The organism is Pseudomonas putida, from assembly GCF_030159595.1.
Classification (GTDB): Bacteria; Pseudomonadota; Gammaproteobacteria; order Pseudomonadales; family Pseudomonadaceae; genus Aquipseudomonas; species Aquipseudomonas putida_AC.
The window spans coordinates 737,797-759,010 of sequence record NZ_BSKJ01000001.1 but is presented as its reverse complement, the minus strand read 5'-3'; the positions used below and the strand labels follow the sequence as shown (position 1 = coordinate 759,010).

The 21,214-nt window shown below is 63.6% G+C and carries 19 protein-coding genes; 7 read left to right on the top strand and 12 right to left on the bottom strand.

Annotated elements, in window-relative coordinates; genetic code table 11:
• The 3 genes from QQL85_RS03515 to QQL85_RS03505 all read right to left on the bottom strand — a co-directional run bounded on the left by QQL85_RS03515 (nt 1) and on the right by QQL85_RS03505 (nt 1,985).
• Nucleotides 1–933, bottom strand: coding sequence for a rhodanese-related sulfurtransferase (locus tag QQL85_RS03515; protein ID WP_284355202.1), 933 nt, complete (start codon nt 931–933; stop codon nt 1–3).
• 220 nt (nt 934–1,153) lie between these two features.
• Complete coding sequence (locus QQL85_RS03510; protein ID WP_003252644.1) at nt 1,154–1,450, bottom strand: BolA family protein; 297 nt, start codon at nt 1,448–1,450, stop codon at nt 1,154–1,156.
• Between the two features lie 10 nt (nt 1,451–1,460).
• On the bottom strand, nt 1,461–1,985 hold the full coding sequence (locus QQL85_RS03505) for a DUF2059 domain-containing protein (RefSeq protein WP_284355201.1): 525 nt from the start codon (nt 1,983–1,985) through the stop codon (nt 1,461–1,463).
• 154 nt (nt 1,986–2,139) lie between these two features.
• Here QQL85_RS03505 and QQL85_RS03500 point away from each other — a divergent pair, with 154 nt between their 5' ends.
• Complete coding sequence (locus QQL85_RS03500; protein ID WP_284355200.1) at nt 2,140–3,534, top strand: class II fumarate hydratase; 1,395 nt, start codon at nt 2,140–2,142, stop codon at nt 3,532–3,534.
• Between the two features lie 123 nt (nt 3,535–3,657).
• Here the strand turns inward: QQL85_RS03500 and QQL85_RS03495 are convergent, their stop codons facing one another.
• Complete coding sequence (locus QQL85_RS03495) at nt 3,658–4,620, bottom strand: DMT family transporter (protein ID WP_284355199.1); 963 nt, start codon at nt 4,618–4,620, stop codon at nt 3,658–3,660.
• Between the two features lie 179 nt (nt 4,621–4,799).
• Nucleotides 4,800–6,293, bottom strand: a complete 1,494-nt coding sequence (gene pap / locus QQL85_RS03490; RefSeq protein ID WP_284355198.1) for a polyphosphate:AMP phosphotransferase — start codon at nt 6,291–6,293, stop codon at nt 4,800–4,802.
• Between the two features lie 135 nt (nt 6,294–6,428).
• Here pap and mnmC point away from each other — a divergent pair, with 135 nt between their 5' ends.
• From mnmC to QQL85_RS03465, 5 genes are all read left to right on the top strand, one after another.
• Entirely contained in the window at nt 6,429–8,393 is a 1,965-nt protein-coding gene (gene mnmC, locus QQL85_RS03485) for a bifunctional tRNA (5-methylaminomethyl-2-thiouridine)(34)-methyltransferase MnmD/FAD-dependent 5-carboxymethylaminomethyl-2-thiouridine(34) oxidoreductase MnmC (RefSeq protein WP_284355197.1), read from the top strand.
• 232 nt (nt 8,394–8,625) lie between these two features.
• The gene (locus QQL85_RS03480) at nt 8,626–10,413 is read left to right on the top strand and encodes an N-acetylglutaminylglutamine amidotransferase (RefSeq protein WP_284355196.1); all 1,788 of its coding nucleotides are present in this window, start codon (nt 8,626–8,628) and stop codon (nt 10,411–10,413) included.
• A gap of 3 nt (nt 10,414–10,416) precedes the next feature.
• Complete coding sequence (gene ngg / locus QQL85_RS03475; RefSeq protein ID WP_284355195.1) at nt 10,417–12,162, top strand: N-acetylglutaminylglutamine synthetase; 1,746 nt, start codon at nt 10,417–10,419, stop codon at nt 12,160–12,162.
• Nucleotides 12,163–12,294: 132 nt separating this feature from the next.
• Nucleotides 12,295–13,479, top strand: coding sequence for an osmoprotectant NAGGN system M42 family peptidase (locus QQL85_RS03470; RefSeq protein ID WP_284355194.1), 1,185 nt, complete (start codon nt 12,295–12,297; stop codon nt 13,477–13,479).
• An 81-nt stretch (nt 13,480–13,560) separates the two neighbouring features.
• The gene (locus QQL85_RS03465; protein WP_004575803.1) at nt 13,561–13,788 is read left to right on the top strand and encodes a YheU family protein; all 228 of its coding nucleotides are present in this window, start codon (nt 13,561–13,563) and stop codon (nt 13,786–13,788) included.
• A 4-nt stretch (nt 13,789–13,792) separates the two neighbouring features.
• Here the strand turns inward: QQL85_RS03465 and csrA are convergent, their stop codons facing one another.
• A complete protein-coding gene (csrA, locus tag QQL85_RS03460; RefSeq protein ID WP_019096990.1) occupies nt 13,793–13,972 on the bottom strand; it encodes a carbon storage regulator CsrA in 180 nt (59 codons plus the stop codon).
• Between the two features lie 120 nt (nt 13,973–14,092).
• Nucleotides 14,093–14,902 carry an SDR family oxidoreductase gene (locus QQL85_RS03455; protein ID WP_284355193.1) on the bottom strand — a complete coding sequence of 270 codons (810 nt, stop codon included), beginning with the start codon at nt 14,900–14,902 and terminating at the stop codon, nt 14,093–14,095.
• A gap of 220 nt (nt 14,903–15,122) precedes the next feature.
• Between QQL85_RS03455 and QQL85_RS03450 the strand changes: the two genes are divergently transcribed.
• Nucleotides 15,123–15,275, top strand: coding sequence for a DUF3309 family protein (locus QQL85_RS03450; protein ID WP_012271016.1), 153 nt, complete (start codon nt 15,123–15,125; stop codon nt 15,273–15,275).
• Here the strand turns inward: QQL85_RS03450 and QQL85_RS03445 are convergent.
• The 5 genes from QQL85_RS03445 to QQL85_RS03425 all read right to left on the bottom strand — a co-directional run bounded on the left by QQL85_RS03445 (nt 15,258) and on the right by QQL85_RS03425 (nt 21,210).
• Nucleotides 15,258–15,980, bottom strand: a complete 723-nt coding sequence (locus QQL85_RS03445; protein ID WP_284355192.1) for a response regulator — start codon at nt 15,978–15,980, stop codon at nt 15,258–15,260. The genes QQL85_RS03450 and QQL85_RS03445 overlap by 18 nt on opposite strands.
• Before the next feature lie 45 nt (nt 15,981–16,025).
• Nucleotides 16,026–16,652: a response regulator transcription factor gene (locus tag QQL85_RS03440; protein WP_019096993.1), complete on the bottom strand. Its 627-nt coding sequence runs from the start codon at nt 16,650–16,652 to the stop codon at nt 16,026–16,028.
• Between the two features lie 23 nt (nt 16,653–16,675).
• Nucleotides 16,676–17,872: a hypothetical protein gene (locus QQL85_RS03435; RefSeq protein WP_284355191.1), complete on the bottom strand. Its 1,197-nt coding sequence runs from the start codon at nt 17,870–17,872 to the stop codon at nt 16,676–16,678.
• Nucleotides 17,869–18,600 (bottom strand): molecular chaperone, encoded by a 732-nt coding sequence (locus tag QQL85_RS03430; protein WP_284355190.1) that lies wholly within the window; start codon nt 18,598–18,600, stop codon nt 17,869–17,871. Before QQL85_RS03430 ends, QQL85_RS03435 begins: the two co-directional genes overlap by 4 nt.
• A 111-nt stretch (nt 18,601–18,711) precedes the next feature.
• Nucleotides 18,712–21,210, bottom strand: a complete 2,499-nt coding sequence (locus tag QQL85_RS03425; protein WP_284355189.1) for a CS1-pili formation C-terminal domain-containing protein — start codon at nt 21,208–21,210, stop codon at nt 18,712–18,714.
• Nucleotides 21,211–21,214: the final 4 nt, after the last annotated feature.

Here is a 21,214-nt window from a genome sequence, read left to right as displayed (position 1 = left end):
TCAAGCCTCGGCTTTGTAGTTGTAACCGATCGGGTGCGGCAGGTTGCGGGCCTTGGCCAGCTCGATCTGCTTCTGCCGGTCGATGGCACTGCGCCGGGTCTTTTCGCTCAGGGTGTCCCAGCAATGCGGGCAGCTGACACCTGGCGAATAGTGCTCGGACGCGCGCTCCTCTGCATTGATCGGGTGGCGGCAGGCGTGGCACTGGTCGTACTCGCCTTCGCTCAGGTCATGGCGCACCGTGACGCGGTTGTCGAAGACGAAGCAGTCGCCATCCCACAGGCTTTCTTCCTGAGGTACTTCCTCGAAGTATTTCAGGACGCCGCCTTTAAGATGATAGACCGCCTCGAAGCCTTCACCGAGCATGTAGCTGGAGGCTTTTTCGCAACGGATGCCGCCGGTGCAGAACATGGCGACCTTCTTGTGCTTGCTCGGGTCGAAGTTGGCCTTGATGTAGTCCGGGAATTCGCGGAAGGTTTCGGTCTTCGGGTCGATGGCACCCTTGAAGGTACCAATGGCCACTTCGTAGTCGTTACGGGTGTCGATCAGCAGCACTTCGGGGTCGCTGATCAGGGCATTCCAGTCCTTGGGCTCGACATAGGTGCCGACCGTCTGGTTCGGGTCGACGCCCGGCACGCCGAGGGTGACGATCTCTTTCTTGAGCTTGACCTTGGTGCGGTAGAACGGCTGCTCGTCGCAGTACGACTCTTTATGGTCGACATCGACCAGACGTGGGTCATTGCGCAGCCAGGCCAGTAGGCCATCGATGCCTTCGCGGGTGGCCGACACGGTGCCGTTGATACCCTCGTGGGCCAGCAGCAGGGTGCCTTTGACGTCATTGTCGAGCATGGCCTTGAGCAGCGGCTCGCGCAGCTCGACGTAGTCTTCCAGGGTGACGAACTTGTACAGCGCCGCAACGACGATGGCTTGGGACATGAAGCAGGTTCTCCAGGTGGTTGCCCTCGTAAGGGGCGGACCGGGTTTCACAATAAACAAGGGGGCCGCTGCGCGCCCCATCGCCGGCAAGCCACCTCCCACAGGTACTGCGCCACTTTCAAGAAGGGTGCCTTACCTGTGGGAGCTGGCTTGCCGGCGATGGGCTGCACAGCAGCCCCCTTTGGGATGAAGCGGATTCTACCAGAACAACAGCAAGGTTTCAGTGCCCGCCGCCCGCACACACCGGCGAGGCCGGTGCAACGCCGACCTTGGCCCACTCTTCGGCGGTGTAGGTATGGATGGCCAGGGCATGGATCTCGCCCATCAGCTCACCCATGGTGGCGTATACCTTCTGGTGGCGCTTGACGCTGTTCAACCCGGCAAACTGCTCGCTGACGATCACTGCCTTGTAGTGGGTCTCCTGACCACGACTGTGCATGTGGCTTTCGTTGAGCACTTGCAGGTGTTGCGGCGCCAAGGCGGCCAGTTGCTGTTCGATACGCTGTTGCATGGTCATTGCGGCGTGCTCACTTCTTCGCCGGGACGGCGGCCTTGCCTGCGTTCGGGTCCAGTTCCTTGGTCATGTCTTCCAGCAGCTTGTTCACCACCGGCACCGCAGGCTCCAGGCTCTGTTGAGTCAGCTGCGCCGACTGCTGGGTGACCTTGGGCATTTCACGCAGCACTTTCTTGCCCAGCGGCGACTCGTAGAACTTGACCAGGTCTTTCAATTCCTGCTCGGTGAAGGTCTGGGTGTACAGGTCGACCATCTTCGGCTTCAGCTTGTTCCAGCCGATGGCGTTGTCCAGCGCGGCGTTGGCCTTGGCCTGGTAGCTTTCCAGTACCGGCTGCTTGGTGGCCGGGGCCTTGGTCTGGGCGAAACGCTGGGCAAACATCTGCTGCACTTGCATGTACACCGGGGTGCCCAGCTTGTCGGCGTTGGCCAGGGTCAGGAATTTCTCGGCAGCAGCGTTGTGGCTGGCGGTGGCAGCGAGTACCTGGCCGCTGGCGCAAACCAGGGCAACGGCGGCACAAAGGACACGGAGACGGGTCATTGCATTTCCTTCAAGGAGAGGGAGGCGGGTACCTCAGAGTAGAGCATTCTGCGCCGTGGTGGCGATGTGCTCAAGTGGCACGACGAGCGACGGAACCGCTCGGTCGATTCAGGGCCTAAACTGCGAATTCGAACTACACAGGAGTGAGTACAGAATGAGCCGTATCGAGACAGACAGCCTGGGCCCGGTCGAAGTTCCGGAGGACGCCTACTGGGGTGCGCAGACCCAGCGTTCGCTGATCAACTTCGCCATTGGCAAGGAACGCATGCCCCTCGCGGTGCTGCACGCCCTGGCGCTGATCAAGAAGGCCGCTGCACGCGTCAACGACCGCAATGGCGACCTGCCAGCCGACATCGCCCGGCTGATCGAACAGGCTGCCGACGAAGTGCTCGATGGCCAGCACGACGATCAGTTCCCGTTGGTCGTCTGGCAGACCGGCAGCGGCACGCAAAGCAACATGAACGTCAACGAAGTGATCGCCGGGCGCGCCAATGAGCTGGCCGGCAAGGGCCGTGGCGGCAAAGCGCCAGTTCACCCCAACGACCACGTCAACCGCTCGCAAAGCTCCAACGACTGCTTCCCCACGGCCATGCACATTGCGGCGGCCCAGGCAGTGCATGAAAAACTGCTGCCAGCCATCACCGAACTGTCGTCGGGCCTGGCCGAGCTGTCGGCGCGCCACCAAAAGCTGGTGAAGACCGGCCGCACGCACATGATGGATGCCACGCCGATCACCTTCGGCCAGGAGGTATCGGCCTTCGTCGCCCAGCTCGACTACGCCCAGCGCGCCATCCGCGCCACCCTGCCGGCGGTGTGCGAGCTGGCCCAGGGTGGCACCGCCGTGGGCACCGGGCTCAATGCCCCGCATGGCTTTGCCGAAGCCATCGCTGCCGAGTTGGCGGCGGAGTCTGGCCTGCCGTTCGTCACGGCACCGAACAAGTTCGCCGCCCTCGCCGGCCATGAACCGCTGACCAGCCTGGCGGGCGCCCTGAAGACCCTGGCCGTGGCCCTGATGAAAATCGCCAACGACCTGCGCCTGCTAGGGTCCGGCCCGCGTGCCGGGTTGGCCGAGGTACGCCTGCCAGCCAACGAGCCAGGCAGTTCGATCATGCCGGGCAAAGTCAACCCAACCCAGTGCGAGGCGCTATCGATGCTGGCCTGCCAGGTGCTGGGCAATGACGCAGCCATTGGTTTTGCCGCCAGCCAAGGGCATTTGCAGCTGAACGTGTTCAAGCCGGTGATCATCCATAACCTGTTGCAGTCAATCGAGCTGCTGGCCGACGGCTGCAGCAACTTCCAGCTGCACTGCGTGGCGGGCATCGAGCCGGATGCCGGGCAGATGGCTGCGCACCTGGAACGCGGCTTGATGCTGGTGACGGCGCTTAACCCGCATATCGGGTATGACAAAGCGGCGGAGATTGCCAAGAAGGCCTACAGCGAGGGCAAGACCTTGCGCGAGGCTGCGCTGGAATTGAAGTACCTGACCAATGAGCAATTTGACCAGTGGGTAAGGCCGGAGAACATGCTGGCACCGGGTGGCAAGGAGTGAACCCGCTGTAACCTGTCCCGGCCTCTTCGCGGGCAAGCCCGCTCCCACAGGATCACCACAGGGCTGAATGTTGTGCAGTCCCTGTGGGAGCGGGCTTGCCCGCGAAGAGGCCGGGACAGGCAATCAGTGAACTTGAGCCAACCGCGCCTTCCGCGCCCGCCACCCGGCCACCAGCGACGGCCCCAGCGCCACCAGCGCCGAGCCGAACACCACGGTCACCGCCCCCACATACCCCAGGGCATTGATGTCCTCAGCCTGCACATACTCAGGCCACACCAAGGCCGCCACGGCCACCGCGACAAAGGTCACCAGCGGCGTCAACGCCAGCGTGGCACTCACCCGCGATGCCTCCCAATGCGCCAGCGCCTCGGCGAACGCGCCATAGGCCACCAGTGTGTTCAGGCAGCAGGCCAGCAGCAGCCACCCCTGCACCGGGGTCAGTTGCAACGCCTCCAGCGGGTGTACCCAGGGCGTGAGCAGCGCGGCGCAACTGAGGTAGATCACCATCATCACCTGCTGCGAATGCCACACGGTCAGCAACTGCTTTTGGCTCAGTGCATAGAACACCCAGATGCTGGTGGCCAGCAGAATGGTCAGCACGCCGGTGGTGTAGGTGCCCAGCGAGGTCAGCAGTTCTTCCAGGCGCTGGTTGAAGAACAGCCCGAACCCAGTCAGTAAAATCAGCAGGCCCACGCCCTGCCCCAGACTGAAGCGCTCGCGGAACACGAACACGCTGGCCACCAGCAGCAACACTGGGCCGATCTGTACCACCAGCTGCGCGGTGCCCGGGCTAAGCAGGTTGAGCCCGATCAGGTACAGCACGTAGTTACCCATCAGGCCAAACACGGCAACCGCCACCAGGGCTTTGCCCTTGGGCGCCAGTTTGCGTATGGACGGCAAGCGCCGCTGAGCCGCCAGCCAGGCAAACAGCAAGCCACCTGAAACCAGCAGGCGGTACCAGGTGACGGTGATCGGGTCGACCACTTGCAGCACCTGCTTGAGCTTGATTGGCAAAATACCCCAGAGCAGCGCCGTCAGAAGCGCCAGGAACAGGCCATAGCCCCAGCGGCCGGAAGTAGTGTGCATAGTGTCCTCGATCAAGCCCGTGGTGGGGGGTGGTTGAATTCTACGGGCTTCGAGGGTAACGACGGTGGGGAGTGCCGAGAAAAGAATTCATCAGGTCATTCTTTCGGGGCATGGCTTGGCGGGTGTGTTGCCTGCATTGGCCCTATCGCTGGCAAGCCAGCGATAGGGCCAATGCAGGATTACTTCTTGTCCTTGGCAAACGCCGCCTCAAGCGCCTGGTTGATGGTGCGCAACACCTTCACCCGCGCCCATCGCTTGTCGTTGGCCTCCACCAACGTCCACGGCGCGATCTCGCTGCTGGTGCGGTCGACCATGTCGCCTACGGCCTGGACGTAGTCGTCCCACTTGTCGCGGTTGCGCCAGTCGTCCTCGGTGATCTTGTAACGCTTGAACGGGATCTGCTCACGCTCCTCGAAACGTTCCAGCTGGGTCTGCTGATCAATCGCCAGCCAGAACTTGACCACCACCACGCCGGCATTCACCAACTGCTCTTCAAAGTCGTTGATCTCGCTGTAGGCGCGCATCCAGTCGGCCGGGCTGCAAAAGCCCTCGACGCGCTCCACCAGCACCCGGCCATACCAGGAGCGGTCGAAGATGGTGAACTTGCCGCGTGCCGGGATATGTCGCCAGAACCGCCACAGGTAAGGCTGCGCGCGCTCTTCTTCGGTGGGCGCGGCAATCGGTACGATACGGTACTGGCGCGGGTCCAGCGCCGCCGCCACACGGCGGATGGCGCCGCCCTTGCCGGCGGCGTCGTTGCCTTCGAACACCGCCACCAGAGCGTGTCGGCGCATGTGCTTGTCGCGCAGCAGGCCGGCCAGGCGGGCCTGTTCGGTGACCAACTGCTCCTGGTAGTCGGATTTGTCCAGCCGCAGGGTCATGTCCAGGGCGCCGAGCAGGCTGCGGTCGTCGATGGCTCGGCCGAGCGGGGCCACGTTACCCTTGTGCTTGCCCTTGGGGTTGTTGGCCAGCGCGGCTTGCAGGCTTTCCAGCAGGATGCGCCCCACCGCCAGGCTACGGTAGTTCGGGTCGACGCCCTCGATGATATGCCACGGTGCATAGTCGCGGCTGGTGCGGCGCAGTACGCGCTCGCCGAAGCGCACGAAACGGTCGTAGGTTTCTGACTGCTGCCAGTCCAGCGGGCTGATCTTCCAGCTGTGCAGCGGGTCATCCTTGAGCGACTTCAGCCGTGCCTTCATCTGCTTCTTCGACAGGTGGAACCAGAATTTGATGATCAGCGCGCCTTCGTCGCACAGCATCTGCTCCAGGCGCTCGGCGCCCATGATGGCCTGGTCGAGCACGGCATCCTTGAATACCCCATGCACCCGCCCCTGCAGCATCTGGCTGTACCAGTTGCCGAAGAACACGCCCATCCGCCCCTTCGGTGGCAAGGCCCGCCAGTAGCGCCAGGCGGGCGGGCGAGCCAGCTCTTCGTCGGTCTGCTGGTCGAAGGTGAGCACATCGATCATGCGCGGGTCCATCCACTCGTTGAGCAGTTTTACCGTCTCACCCTTGCCGGCACCTTCGATGCCGTTGATCAGCACGACTACCGGAAAGCGCGCCTGCTGCTTGAGTTCGTACTGGGCTTCGAGCAGGGCCTCGCGTAAAGCGGGTACCTCGGCGTCGTAAGCCTCCTTGTCGATGCTGTGGCCGATTTCGGCGGATTCGAACATGCACTGGCTCCTTCAATGGATAAGCAAGACTAGCGGATTTCATTTCTGCCTGTAGGCCCTCTTCGCGGGCGAACCCGCTCCCACAGAGCAGGCGGATGGCATAAAATCCCGCCATCCGCTGCAACCGAGCCCACCATGTCCACCCTCCTCCAGCACGCCCAGATCGACTGGGACGACCAGGGTCGCCCCCATTCGCGGCAATACGACGACGTCTATTTCGCGGTTAACGAAGGCATCGAAGAAACCAAGCATGTGTTCCTCGGCCAGACCCGCCTGGCCGAGCGCTTCGCCAACCTTGAGCCGCACGCCTGCATGGTGATCGGCGAAACCGGTTTTGGCACCGGCATGAATTTTTTCTGCGCCTGGCAGCTGTTTGACGAACATGCGCACAGCAACGCGCGCCTGCACTTCGTCAGTGTCGAAAAATACCCCCTCGGCCACGACGACATGGCCCGTGCAGTGCGCCTGTGGCCAGAGCTTGCCGCCTATACCGAGCCGCTGCTGGCGCAATATGTGGCGGTACACCAAGGCTTTCAGCAGTTCACGTTTGCCGATGGCAGGGTCACGCTGACGCTGCTGGTCGGTGATGTACTGGAACAGCTGCCGCAGCTCGATGCACAGATTGACGTGTGGTTCCTCGACGGTTTCGCCCCGGCCAAGAACCCCGAAATGTGGACCCCGGAACTGTTCGCGCAACTGGCGCGGTTGTCGCACGCAGGCACCGTACTGGGCACCTTCACCACCACCGGCTGGGTACGCCGCAGCCTGGTCGAAGCCGGTTTTGCCATGAAGAAAGTGCCGGGCATCGGCAAGAAGTGGGAGGTGATGAGCGGCGCTTATGTCGGCCCCCTGCCCGGCCCCTGCGCGCCTTGGTATGCGCGCCCGCCTGCCGCATCTGGGCCGCGCGAGGCCCTGGTGATTGGTGCCGGGCTCGCGGGCAGCACAACCGCTGCCAGCCTGGCCCGGCGTGGCTGGCGAGTGACCGTGCTGGAACGCCACGACGCTCCGGCTCAAGAGGCTTCGGGCAACCCGCAGGGGGTGCTGTACCTCAAGTTGTCTGCCCATGGCACAGCGCTGTCGCAGATGATCCTGTCCGGTTTCGGCTACACCCGGCGCCAGCTCGAGCGCCTGCAGCGTGGTCGTGACTGGGATGCGTGTGGGGTGCTGCAACTGGCTTTCGATGGCAAGGAAGCTGAGCGCCAGGGCAAGCTGGCCGCCGCCTTCGACCACAACCTGCTGCAATCACTGCAACGTGAACAGGCTGAAGCCGTCGCCGGGGTGGCCTTGCCGGCAGGTGGGTTGTACTACCCCGAAGGCGGCTGGGTGCATCCACCGGCGCTGTGCCAACAGCAGTTGCTGCACCCGGGCGTCAGGCTGGTGACGCACCAGGAAGTGCTTGAGCTGCGCAAGGTCGATGAGCAATGGCAAGCCTCGGCGGGTGACCGCCTGCTGGCCAGCGCACCCGTGGTTATCCTCGCCGGGGCCGCCGAGGTACAGCGTTTCGAGCCTTGCGCACAGCTGCCGCTCAAGCGTATTCGCGGACAGATCACCCGCCTGCCGGCCAATGCCAGCAGCCGGGCGCTACGCACCGTGGTGTGCGCGGAGGGTTATGTTGCGCCGCCGCGCGAGGATGAACATACCCTGGGCGCGAGCTTTGATTTCCACAGCGAAGACCTGGCACCGACGGTTGCCGAGCACCAGGGCAACCTGACGTTGCTGGACGAGATCTCCGTCGACCTGGCGCAGCGCCTGGGTGTGGCCGAGCTGGACGCTGAGCAGTTACAGGGCCGCGCGGCGTTCCGCTGCACCAGCCCGGATTACCTGCCAATCGTAGGGCCGGTGGCTGATGCGCAGGCGTTTGCCGAGGCCTATGCAGTGCTGGGCCGGGATGCCCGGCAGGTGCCGGAGATGGCCTGCCCCTGGCTGGAGGGGTTGTATGTGAACAGTGGGCACGGTTCGCGTGGGTTGATCACGGCGCCGTTGAGTGGCGAGTTGGTGGCGGCCTGGGTGTGCGGGGAGCCGCTGCCGTTGCCGCGGTCTGTCGCAGAGGCTTGTCATCCGAACCGGTTTGCGCTGCGTAAGCTGATTCGAGGCAAGTGATCGGGCCGGGGGTCTGCTTCGCAGACCAATCGCCGGCAAGCCAGTTCCCACAGGGATCGCGCAAGGCTCAGGCCTGTGGTAATCCTGTGGGAGCTGGCTTGCCGGCGATTGGGCCGCGAACCGAAAACATATAACAAATTGTTCTAAAACTCTCAAAAAGCACACAGGTCAGTTCCTGAAGGTGCCCTGATCCGGGGTACCCCCTCCCCAACGGAAAAACCGGTAAGGACTTATGTGCGGATTAGCAGGAGAGTTGCGTTTCACCCCCATCGACCAAGCCCCTCGCCCAGCCGACCTGGCTGCGGTAGAGCGCATTACCCATCACCTGGCGCCTCGCGGCCCGGATGCCTGGGGCTTCCATAGCCAGGGCCCGATCGCCCTGGGCCACCGGCGCCTGAAAATCATGGACCTGTCCGATGGCTCGGCACAGCCCATGGTCGACAACACCTTGGGCCTGTCACTGGCGTTCAACGGTGCCATCTACAACTTCCCCGAACTGCGCCAGGAACTGCAGGACCTGGGCTACACCTTCTGGTCCGACGGCGACACCGAGGTGCTGCTCAAGGGCTACCACGCCTGGGGCGCGGCCTTGCTGCCCAAGCTCAACGGCATGTTCGCCCTGGCCATCTGGGAGCGTGACAACCAGCGCCTGTTCCTGGCCCGCGACCGCCTGGGCGTCAAACCCCTGTACCTGTCACGCAACGGTGAACGCCTGCGCTTTGCCTCGACCCTGCCGGCCCTGCTCAAGGGGGGCGATATCGACCCTGTGCTCGACCCGGTCGCGCTCAACCACTACCTGAACTTCCACGCCGTGGTACCCGCGCCGCGCACCTTGCTGGCCAATGTGCAGAAACTGGAGCCCGGCACCTGGATGCGTATCGACCGCCATGGCGAAGTGGAGCGCCAGACCTGGTGGCAGCTGAAATACGGCGCCAACCCGGACGAGCGCGAGCTGGACCTGGAGGGCTGGACCACCCGCGTGCTCGACGCCACCCGCGACGCCGTGGCCATCCGCCAACGTGCCGCCGTCGACGTCGGTGTGCTGCTGTCCGGCGGGGTCGACTCCAGCCTGCTGGTCGGCCTGCTGCGCGAAGTGGGCGTGGACGACCTGTCGACCTTCTCCATCGGCTTCGAAGATGCCGGCGGCGAGCGTGGCGACGAGTTCCAGTATTCGGACCTGATCGCCAAGCACTACGGCACCCGCCACCATCAGTTGCGTATCGCCGAACACGAGATCATCGACCGACTGCCAGCAGCATTCCGCGCCATGAGCGAGCCGATGGTCAGCCACGACTGCATCGCCTTCTACCTGCTGTCGCGGGAAGTGGCCAAGCATTGCAAGGGCGTGCAAAGCGGCCAGGGCGCGGACGAGCTGTTCGCCGGTTACCACTGGTACCCGCAGGTGGACGGTGCCGACGATGCCTATGCGGCCTACCGCGACGCGTTCTTCGACCGCAGCCATGCCGAGTACCGCGACACCGTGCAGGCGCCCTGGCTGCTGGAAACCGACGCCGCAGGCGACTTCGTGCGCGAGCACTTTGCCCGCCCCGGCGCCCGTGATCCGGTGGACAAGGCCCTGCGCCTGGACAGCACCGTGATGCTGGTGGACGACCCGGTCAAGCGCGTAGACAACATGACCATGGCCTGGGGCCTGGAAGCGCGCACGCCGTTCCTCGACTACCGCCTGGTGGAGCTGTCGGCGCGCATCCCGGCGCGCTTCAAGCTGCCCGATGGCGGCAAACAGGTGCTCAAGCAGGCAGCGCGACGGGTGATCCCGCATGAGGTGATCGACCGCAAGAAGGGCTACTTCCCGGTGCCGGGCCTGAAGCACCTGGAAGGCGCCACCTTGGGCTGGGTACGCGAACTGCTGACCGACCCCAGCCAGGACCGTGGGCTGTTCAACCCGGCCATGCTCGACCGCCTGCTGAGCAACCCGCACGGCCAATTGACGCCGCTACGCGGATCCAAGCTGTGGCAACTGGCGGCGCTGAACCTGTGGTTGAGCGAACAAGGAATCTGACCGATGAAAGCCCACGAAATCGCTTACGGTCAGCGCCTGCTGCGGGGCCAGACGCCGTCCTATGAGCGTCTGCAGGCACGCCTGGCCGGTGATGGCAGCCAGCCCCACGACCAGCCGCGTGCCGTGCATTGCGGCTGGGGCCGGCTGCTGATCGGCCACACCTACCCCAACCCTGCCGACCTGGCTGCGGACCTGCTCGATGAACGCCCCGGCGAGCGCGACATCGCCCTGTATGTGGCGGCGCCGCAGCAGTTGCTGGCCCAGGCCCCACAACAATTGTTCCTCGACCCGTCCGACACCCTGCGCCTGTGGTTCACCGACTACCGCCCCGCTCAGCGAGTGTTCCGAGGCTTTCGCATACGCCGGGCACAGAACCCGGCCGACTGGCAGGCCATCAACACCCTGTACCAGGCACGCGGCATGTTGCCGGTCGACGCCGAACTGCTCACCCCCAGGCACCTGGGTGGCCCGGTGTACTGGTTGGCCGAGGACGAAGACAGCGGCGCGGTGATTGGCAGCGTCATGGGCCTGAACCACGCCAAGGCCTTCGACGACCCGGAGCACGGCAGCAGCCTGTGGTGCCTGGCGGTGGACCCGCACTGCACCCGCCCCGGCGTGGGTGAGGTGCTGGTGCGCCACCTGATCGAGCACTTCATGAGCCGTGGTCTGGCCTACCTGGATTTATCGGTGCTGCACGACAACCGCCAAGCCAAGCGCCTGTACCAGAAACTGGGGTTTCGCAACCTGCCCACCTTTGCGGTCAAGCGCAAGAACGGTATCAACCAGCAGCTGTTCCTGGGCCCTGGCCCTGAGGCCGAGTTGAACCCCTACGCACGCATCATCGTTGACGAGGCCCTGCGCCGTGGCATCGATGTACAGATCGATGACGCCGCTGGCGGCCTGTTTACCCTGTGCCTGGGCGGGCGTCGCATTCGCTGCCGTGAATCGCTCAGTGACCTGACCAGCGCCGTGACCATGACCCTGTGCCAGGACAAACGCCTGACCCGGCACACGCTGCACAACGCCGGGTTGCTGGTACCGGCGCAGCAGCTGGCGGGCAATGCCGACGACAACCTGGCCTTTCTTGACGAGCATGGCGCGGTGGTGGTGAAGCCGGTGGATGGCGAGCAAGGCCAGGGCGTGGCGGTGAACCTGACCTGCATCGATGACATCACCCGCGCCGTGGCACACGCCCGCCCGTTCGACAGCCGCGTGCTGCTGGAGAGCTTCCATGCGGGGTTCGACCTGCGCATCGTGGTGATCGGCTACGAAGTGGTGGCCGCCGCCATCCGTCACCCGGCCCAGGTGCTGGGCGACGGCAGGCACAGCGTCCGCCAGTTGATTGAAGCCCAGAGCCGCCGACGCCAGGCCGCGACCGGGGGGGAAAGCCGCATTCCGCTGGATGACGAAACCGAGCGCACCCTGCGTACGGCGGGCTTTGCCTACGACGACGTGTTGCCCACTGGCCAGCGCCTGGCCGTGCGGCGCACCGCCAACCTGCACACCGGCGGCACCCTGGAAGACGTGACCGACCGTTTGCACCCGGTGCTGGCCGATGCAGCCGTGCGCGCAGCGCGGGCACTGGAGATACCGGTGGTGGGGCTGGACTTCATGGTGCGCGATGCCGGGCAGCCGGAATATGTGATCATCGAAGCCAACGAACGTGCCGGGTTGGCCAACCATGAACCACAGCCAACGGCCGAGCGCTTTATTGACCTGCTGTTTCCGCATAGCCGGCCTTTGACGTAACCGCTGATGGCCCTATCGCCGGCAAGCCAGCTCCCAGAGGCCCTCCCAGGTCTTGAAGTCTGTGGGGACCTGTGGGAGCTGGCTTGCTGGCGATAGGGCCAGTCTGGTCAGCACAAAATCCAAGGAGCACCCATGTCCGACCGACACCCCGAACCCGATCTCGACTACCTCAAACGCGTGCTGTTGGAAATGCTCGCCATCCCCAGCCCCACCGGTTTCACCGACACCATCGTGCGCTATGTGGCCGAACGCCTGGACGAACTGGGCATCCCCTTCGAGCTGACCCGTCGCGGCACCATCCGCGCCACCCTCAAGGGCCGGCAGACCTCCCCCGACCGTGCCGTGTCCGCCCACCTGGACACCATCGGCGCCAGCGTGCGCCAGCTGCAGGACAACGGTCGCCTGGCTCTGGCACCCGTGGGTTGCTGGTCCAGCCGCTTTGCCGAGGGCAGCCGGGTCAGCGTGTTTACCGACACGGGCGTGGTGCGTGGCAGCGTGCTGCCGCTGATGGCCAGCGGGCACGCCTTCAATACCGCCATCGACCAGATGCCGGTCAGCTGGGACCATGTGGAGCTGCGCCTGGACGCTTACTGCGCCACCCGTGCCGACTGCGAGGCATTGGGCGTGAGCATTGGTGACTTCGTCGCCTTCGACCCATTGCCCGAGTTCACCGAGAGCGACCATATCAGCGCCCGCCACCTGGACGACAAGGCAGGCGTGGCGGCGCTGCTGGCAGCACTGAAAGCCGTGGTGGAAAGCGGCCGCCAGCCGCTGATCGACTGCCACCCGCTGTTCACCATCACCGAGGAGACCGGCTCGGGCGCTGCCGGCGCCCTGCCCTGGGATGTGAGTGAATTCGTCGGTATCGACATCGCCCCGGTAGCCCCTGGGCAAGCCTCCAGCGAGCATGCGGTTAGCGTGGCCATGCAGGATTCGTCGGGGCCTTACGACTACCACCTGTCCCGGCATTTGCTGAAACTGGCCGGCGATCACGACCTGCCGGTACGGCGCGACCTGTTCCGTTATTACTTCAGCGATGCCCACTCGGCGGTGACCGCAGGGCACGATATTCGTACAGCGTTAGTGGCATTCGGTTGCGATGCCACCCACGGCTACGAGCGCACACACATCGACAGCCTGGCGGCGTTGAGCCGGTTGCTGTCGGCGTACCTGCTGAGCCCACCGGTGTTCGCCAGCGACTCGCAACCGGCCAATGCCTCACTCGAACGCTTCAGCCACCAGCTGGAACATGATGCGCAGATGGAGAGCGATACACGCGTGCCGGCGGTGGACAGCCTGGTTGGCAATAAAGGCTGAGGGCCCCGAGGGCTGCTTTGCAGCCCCCAATCTCGGATGTTTCGCGTAGCATGCCCACACTTACCTCAGACAACACCCACCATGCTGATCCCCTACGACCAACTGCAAGCCGAAACCCTGACCCGCCTGATCGAAGACTTCGTCACCCGCGACGGCACCGACAATGGCGACGACACCCCACTGGAAACCCGCGTGCTGCGGGTACGCCAGGCATTGGCCAAGGGGCAGGCGTTCATCCTGTTCGACCTTGAGAGCCAGCAGTGCCAGTTGCTGGCCAAGCATGACGTGCCGCGTGAGCTACTGGAGTAGCGGGTCAGGCCTTGCCCTGCTTCGCCGCTTTGATGCGCTTGTACACCTCGGCCCGATGCACCGGCACCTCACGCGGGGCATCGACGCCAAAGCGCACGACCCCGTCCCGGGTCTCTACCACCATTATCCGGATGTCATCACCGATCACGATGATCTCGCCTACTTCGCGCCCGATTACCAGCATGTTCCGTTCCTCCAGCGAAAGGGAAAAACGGAGCCTGACGCGTAAGTATTCGGCTACTCAATAGCTCCACTGCGATTCAGAAGAGCCCTACATTTCTGAGTAACTTCTCCTACAGAAGATTCATCGCGGCAGGGCTTTTACCCGCATTTTTACGGCCATTTCGGCCATCTCGTCATACAGCCGCTCCGGGGCCTGGCGCTTCAATTGCCAGGCCTGTCGCCCTGCCTCGTGAGGCAGGATGAGGAACTCGCCAGCAGCGACTTGCTGGTAGAGGTATTCGGCAATGTCCGCCGCGCTGATCGGCGAGCTTTCCAGCAACTTGCCAACCTGCGCCTTCATCGCCGGGTTCGGGCCACGGAACGAGTCCAGCAGGTTGGTCTGGAAGAACGAGGGGCACACCACATGCACCGCCACCTCCAGCTGGCGCAGTTCCACCAGCAGGCTTTCCGACAGGGCCAGCACGCCGGCCTTGGCCACGTTGTAGTTGCTCATGCCTGGGCCCTGCATCAACGCGGCCATGGAGGCGACGTTGATGATGCGTCCCTTGCTGCGCTCCAGCAGTGGCAGAAAGGCCTTGCAGCCCTTGACCACGCCCATCAGGTTGACCGCGATCTGCCAGTCCCAGTCTTCCAGCGACAATTCGGCGAAGAACCCGCCCGAGGCGACACCGGCGTTGTTGACGATCACGTCGATACCACCGAACTGCTCGGTGCAGGCCTGGGCCAGGGCAGTCAGCTGGCTATAGTCCCGCACGTCACAACGCTGAACGAAGCCATCGCCGCCCGCTGCACGGGCCAGCGCCAAGGTTTCGCGCAGGCCGGTTTCGTTGACATCGGCCAGCGCCAGGCGCCAGCCCTCACGCGCCCAGCGCAGGGCGATCTCGCGACCGAGGCCGGACCCGGCGCCAGTAATCATGATGCGGTTTTGCATGGTGGCTGGCCTTGTTCCAAGTGGTTGTGCAGCGAGTCTAATCAAGACCAGGATCACAGGCAGGGTTCATCAGGGTAGTGAATGGGGGGGCATGACTGCATGGTCAGTTCCGGCCACTTGGCTGCACACAAATGGAATCTTTCACAAGCGGCGCGGGTCCTTACTTACAAGAGGCCAGCAGTCAAAGGCCCTTGAACCTCAACCACGCAAGGATTCCGTCATGACCACGATTCTCATCATCATCCTGATCCTTCTGCTGATTGGTGGCTTACCGGTCTTCCCGCACTCGCGCAGCTGGGGCTACGGCCCTTCGGGCATCGTGGGCGTGGTACTGGTGATTCTGCTGGTGCTCTTGTTACTCGGCATGATTTGACCACCCGGCGTGTGAGGCCAGTTGGCGATCCAGGTACAGCATCGCTTGGCGAAGTGCCTCCACGTCCCTTTTCAGGTCTTCGGGTGCGAGCGTCTTGTCGCTACATCGGCGTTCCAGGCACTCGCACTGGTAAACCACCTCCCTGGCGCGGGCGATGCGTGCGGCCCCCTTGATGCGATGGGCGAGTAGGCCCAAGGCCTCAACGTTCTCCTGTAACTTGCTCAGTTGCTGAAGGTCTTGAACGTTGCTGGTGCGCAACGCTTCCAGTAACGCGTGCAGTGCCGCCTTGTCGTAACCCACAAGGCGCTGCACATGTTCAATGTCGAGCACTGCCGGGCTGATCGGGGCCAACATTTGCACCAGGCGCTTCAGGCTCAGCGGCTTCAACAGGCAGTCATCCATCCCGGCTGTTCGGCAACGCGCCCGAACCGCGGGTGTAAACGTAGCCGTCATGCCGATAACCCGGCACTGTGGCCGGCCACTGCGCCGCTCGTGCTCACGGATGGCGCGCGCCAGGGCATACCCGTCAAGCCGGGGCATGCTGCAGTCAGTGATCACCCCATCAAAATGACCACCAAGCCACAGGCGCAGCGCCTGTGCGCCGTCCTCGGCCAGTTGAACCTGATGCCCGAGATGATCGAGCTGTTGTGACAGCAACAAGCGGTTGATCAACGCATCATCTACCACCAGTACACGCAACGACATGGATCAACGCCAACGACATGGCTTCAGCGTCACGCAAAAGCACGTTCAGATCAGTTGATTGCGGCGAGCGAAATCCGCCAGGTCAACGACCGAAGTGAGCCTGAGCTTTTCCAGCAGGCGCGTTTTGTAGGTGCTGATGGTCTTGTTGCTCAACAGCATGGTTTCACCGATGGCCTTGTTGCCATAGCCACGGGCCAGGTACAGCAGCACCGTCAATTCACGGTCGGTGAGGCTGGCAATGCACTGGGCTTCACTGGTGCGCAGGTCGCGCCTGCAAACCGAGCTCATCGCCACTTCAGGGTAGTAGGTGAAGCCCGACAGCACGGCAGCGACGGCCTTGCCCAGTTCGTCCAGGTCATCGGTCTTGGCCACATAACCTGCGGCACCGGCCTGCAGGCAACGCAGTGAGTAAGCTTCGGCCAGTTGCGAGGTCAGCACCACGACCTTGCACGCAAGGCCGCAGGCCTTGATCCGGGCGATCACTTCCAACCCGTCCAGGCCTGGCATCGCAATGTCGAGGATCACCAGGTCCGGCGCCAACTCGCGTACCAGGCGCACGGCGTCTATGCCATTGTCCGCCTGGCCAACCACCTGCACACGCTGCTGGCGCAACAGCATGCAGACGGTAGCGCGGATAAAGGGGTGGTCATCGACCACCAGGGCTGTGTGCATGGTGCCTCTCTCGTTGGTGATGCCTACAGTTCAGCATCGAAGACGACGGTTACCTGCCCGGTGTAAGTACTGCCGGGATGCTTCAGCATGTTTTGCACCTGGCTCCTGTCAACGTCGAAATGCAGCTGGCCGCGACGGTTGAGGGTCGGTGTCACAGCGTCGAACTGCAGCGCCGCCTGAGCGCCGCTTGGCAGGGCAAGGCGTTCAACCTGCCCCCCAGCGTGCTGGATACCCCCTGGGAGCGTGAGTGCGACCAGTACTGGCACCTGATCATTGTGCTCGTTGCGAATCCCGCACTCGGGACCCACATCGTACTGGCAGAGCTTGTAAACCTTGAACGGGCCTGTCGACCAGGCCCTGAATGGCAGGTCGCGATTGAGCCGCTGCGGTGGCTTGCCGCCGGCCAGCCAGGCTTGCCAGCCACCTGGCGGCTCCAGCACCGCACGCTCGGAGCCTGGCGGGAACTCGAAGAGGAAGGCGTGCTGCACATCAAGCACAAAGTTCACGGTCAGGCTGTTGCCACTGAGGGCAGTAACGTCGTTGCCGAAGTCGAAGTCGCCGCCAGGGCCGATGCTGTAAGTTACGCTGCCACGGTATATGCCGCTTGGCATGCGAAAAGGCGGCGTGACGGTCATTTCATAGGCGACGCTGGTTTCCAGCACCGAGGCGATTTCCACCCGTCCTTCCGGGGCTGTTCGACTGTAGCTCCAACAGGGAGAAGGGGCTGCCGGCTCGATGACGTCCCAGAGGTAACTGACTTTGGCAGGACGCTCCTGGGACACGGACCCTACGCCACGGCACCCACCGTTAAGGGTACGATTGTAAAGCGGATGATGGTACAGGGAGCCGCCGGTCTGTACACGTTGACTGAGCGCAGTCCACTCGAAAGCCAAACGACGTGATTCACCCGTGGTGTCGTGATACACATCCACCTCACGCTTGGTCGGCAAACCGACGTAGAAATTATCGCGAGGGTCGACAGCGCCCTTGGTGGTCTTCTTGTCATAGGTGATGGGTAACGTCACCGTAGTACGTTTTTTGCAGGTACTGACCCAACTGCTACATAGCCCGCCTGGCGGGGTAGTGTTGTCGAACCGCCCCGTTCCTCCTCCCAGATACTGTGCCGAGATCGTCACATCGAGTGCCATGGCGACGGACGCGACCAGCCAGAGGGCGGCTCCTAACCCGGTACATCCCAGGTGCTTGATCGACACATTCATCGCTCCACCATGGCCGTGCGCTTGTCACCTTCGTAAAGCTCGAATTGGTGAACATGTGCCGCATCCCCCTCGAACTGGCGACTACGCCCCGGCAGCAAGTGATGCTTGGTGGCTGGTTCACAAGCCTCCTGCGGTGCTCGGCACTGACGGAAGTGGTCAAGCACGACGGTGGCATTGCCCTCGTTAGCCACGGTCAACTGCCCGCCGTCCCGCCTGACCGGCGTCTGGTAGTGCGCCTGCGCAGGCCTGACGAACAGCAGCGAGCCAAAGCCGGCCAGCAGGTTGACGCCTGCCCTGAGGCTGTCGCGGTACTGTTGTGACTGCTGCTCGTCCACGGCAAACCCGTCACCCAACTCTGGCAACACGGGCATGAAGCGCAGGCGGAAGTAGCGTTCTTCGGCCCGCGAGCCGCGGTACAGCAGGCGCACCGCCTGCATGCCCTTGGCCGGCACGATCAGCCGGGCGGGGCTGGCCACCAGGCCGCGTTGCTCCAGCGGCAGGCCTTCGGTGTCGACCTCCCGCGCTACACCGGCTTCGTCATACACCAGCTCGACGACACTGACCTTGACGAACGCCGTGCTGTCGCCACCATTGCGCACCTTCTTGAGCAGGGTACTTCTGTTGCCGTCCAGGTAGTCATACAAACCACCTATATTCAGCTCGGGGGCGGCCGCTGCAGCCAGCGGCATGGCCAACAGTGCGATGGCCAGTAACTGGGGCACTCTCATTGCTAAGCTCCCTGGGTCCATTGGGTTAGGGTATTGCTCTGCGCAGCCTGCGGCCACGACAAAAGCAGTAAGAAGTTTCTGAAAACTCATCGAAAAAGGCGCTGCCGGTATTCATTGCGCTTGCTCCCCCGCCATGCCCACCGACGTCGCATACTCAGGCAGGCAACGCTGATCGCCGGCCAGCAGCACATCGCCTTCACGAGGCAGGGCGGCCAGGTCCAGGCGCAACAGACACAGCGCCTGGCCACGCAGGCGAACGTCCAGAGTGGGTGTGGCGTGGCTCATTTCCACGGCGAAGAAGCCATCAGCCTCGCTGACACTGCGGCTGGCGTGGTTGACCACCTGGGCGCCGCGCAGCGGTTGCCCCTGGCCATCGAGCAAACGCCCCAGTACAGTCACCGTGCGCAACACACGCAGCTGGCGGTATTCGATGCCCCCACGGTTAAGGTGATAATCCATGCTCGACGGCTGGATCACCGCCGCCGTGGTATCGCCATCGTCGAGATCGAATTGCACATGCCCAGCCTTGTATGGCGTCACCGGGATAATGTTGCGCCCTGGGTGCAAGTGGGCGCCCAGCGCATCGTCGGCACGCAACTTCAGGCCGTCGATGTCGCTGTCCACATCAACGATCAGTGCCGCCTGGTGGGGCAGGTACTGGCCACTGACGGCAGCTTTGCCAGCACCGATCGCGAGCATGCTCTCCAGGTTCAGGCCACCGCTGAAGTCACCGTTGAACGAGGAACGCTGCACATAGGCATCGCCATGCAGCACTTGGCTCTCGAACTGTGTCTCGCCCCCCAGCCCTGCGCCATAGCGATCGGCACTGAGGGTGGCGCCAACGCTGCGCAGGGGCCCAAGTTCGACGTCCTGCTGATAGCCAAGCGATGTATTGAGATCGCGGCCGCCATCGCGTGATGTACGGCTGCCGACGCTGGCAGAAACACGCCGACCATTGCCACCCAGGCTCATGCTGAGGCTGAGGTTGATGCCTCGGCTGCGCGCATCACCGGTGGCGCTGTTGCCGGGGCGGTCGAACAGCGTCAGGCGCCAGTTGGCGTCAGAGCCCAGCAGCCGACCGTAGTAGGACCAACCCAGATCGACACCCGTACCGGCGTCACCGCCACTGCTGTGGGACAGGCGCACACTGGCGGTGTTGCGCGGGTCCAGCCGGTGGCTCAGCGACAAGGACGATTGCGTCTGGCGCGTCTGGAATGGCCGCGTCGGCTGGTCGTCCGGTCGATCCCGTTGCGGCCGGGCCAGCCAACTGCGGCTGTGGCTGGCGACCAGCGAACCACCTTCATAGGCATGGATCAGCTGCAAGTCATAGCCGTTGCCCTGGCCCTGGACCTGGAACAGGTTGCCGTACAACTTGAAACGGTCACGCACGTCCCAGTCCAGCGACGTTCCATACTGCATGGCATCGTCGATACGCTGGGCAGACAACCCAAGGACTGCGCGCGGGTGCAACAGGTAATTGGCCAGCACCCCGGCAGCGAGGGTGTCGTCTTTGTCATGCTGCCAGTTGCTGAACTGGCGGGTCTGCTGCCCGAGGTACAGGTTGTAGCGCCAAGGGGCATCGGTGCTGCGCCAGTTGCCTGGTTTGTAGATGAATGCCTGGCTGCGCGAGCTTTCCTGGCCATCTTCGACCAGGCGTACCTCGACTTCGTAGATGCCGCCAGGCAGCACCTTGGTGTCGAGTGTCTGCAAACCGGGTTGCACGGGCTGGCTGTTGATCAGCACGCCGTTGCGATAGATTTCGGCGATTGCCGGGCGGTTGGGGGTGACATAAATCGGCGTGGCGCTGGGCGCGGCACTGTCGACCAGCAAGCTGTCGCTGCTGCCGAACATCACCCCCACGGTCGTTTCGGGGCTGGCTCCCATCAGCCTGGGCTGGCGGGTCAACCCTTGGGCGCCCGGGGTGAAATACCCCAGGCGGTAAAAATGGTCCTCCACCAGGCGCTCACCATACAGCTGGTCGACCCGGTAGCGGGTGCCCTGGCGGTTGTCACTGCCACGGTCGAGCTGGCCTTCGGCCATGGCGGTCCATTGCCCGACACTGCCCTGCCCTTGCAAGGCATAGCGGCCACTGGTGGCCTGGCCGTCATTGAGCAGGTTGAGCTGGTTGCGCAACAGCAGGCCATGGCTGCCCTGTTCCGGCAGGCGATGATAGCGCTGTTCAGCATCGGAAACTTCGGCCTGGTCGGTCAGCAAAGACAACTGCGAATTGACTAGGCTGTAATGCACGGCACGCAAGCCGTCAGGGCAGTCTCCCCGGCAATCCCCCAGGTATCGAGGATTGGCCAGCCGCTCCCGCCAGCGGCGGCGCAGGCTTTCGGGCTCGCGGCTTTCGAGGGTGTCGGTGAATTCAAGTAGCTGCACACGCTGATCGCGGTCGAGGACTACCATGGCGTCGCCCAAGTAGCGGCCATCCAAGTCGACCCGAACGGCCAATGGCACGTCGAAGAAATGCGACTCGAATTCCTTCGGCAATCCTTCGGCCGCCCCCAGGGTAGCACTCACTGCCGGGCCTGTTACGGACCACAGAGCAAGGATGGCAGCCAGCGTCAGCCGGCAGCGTGTGGCAGCGATGAAAGAGTGATCGGTCATGGGC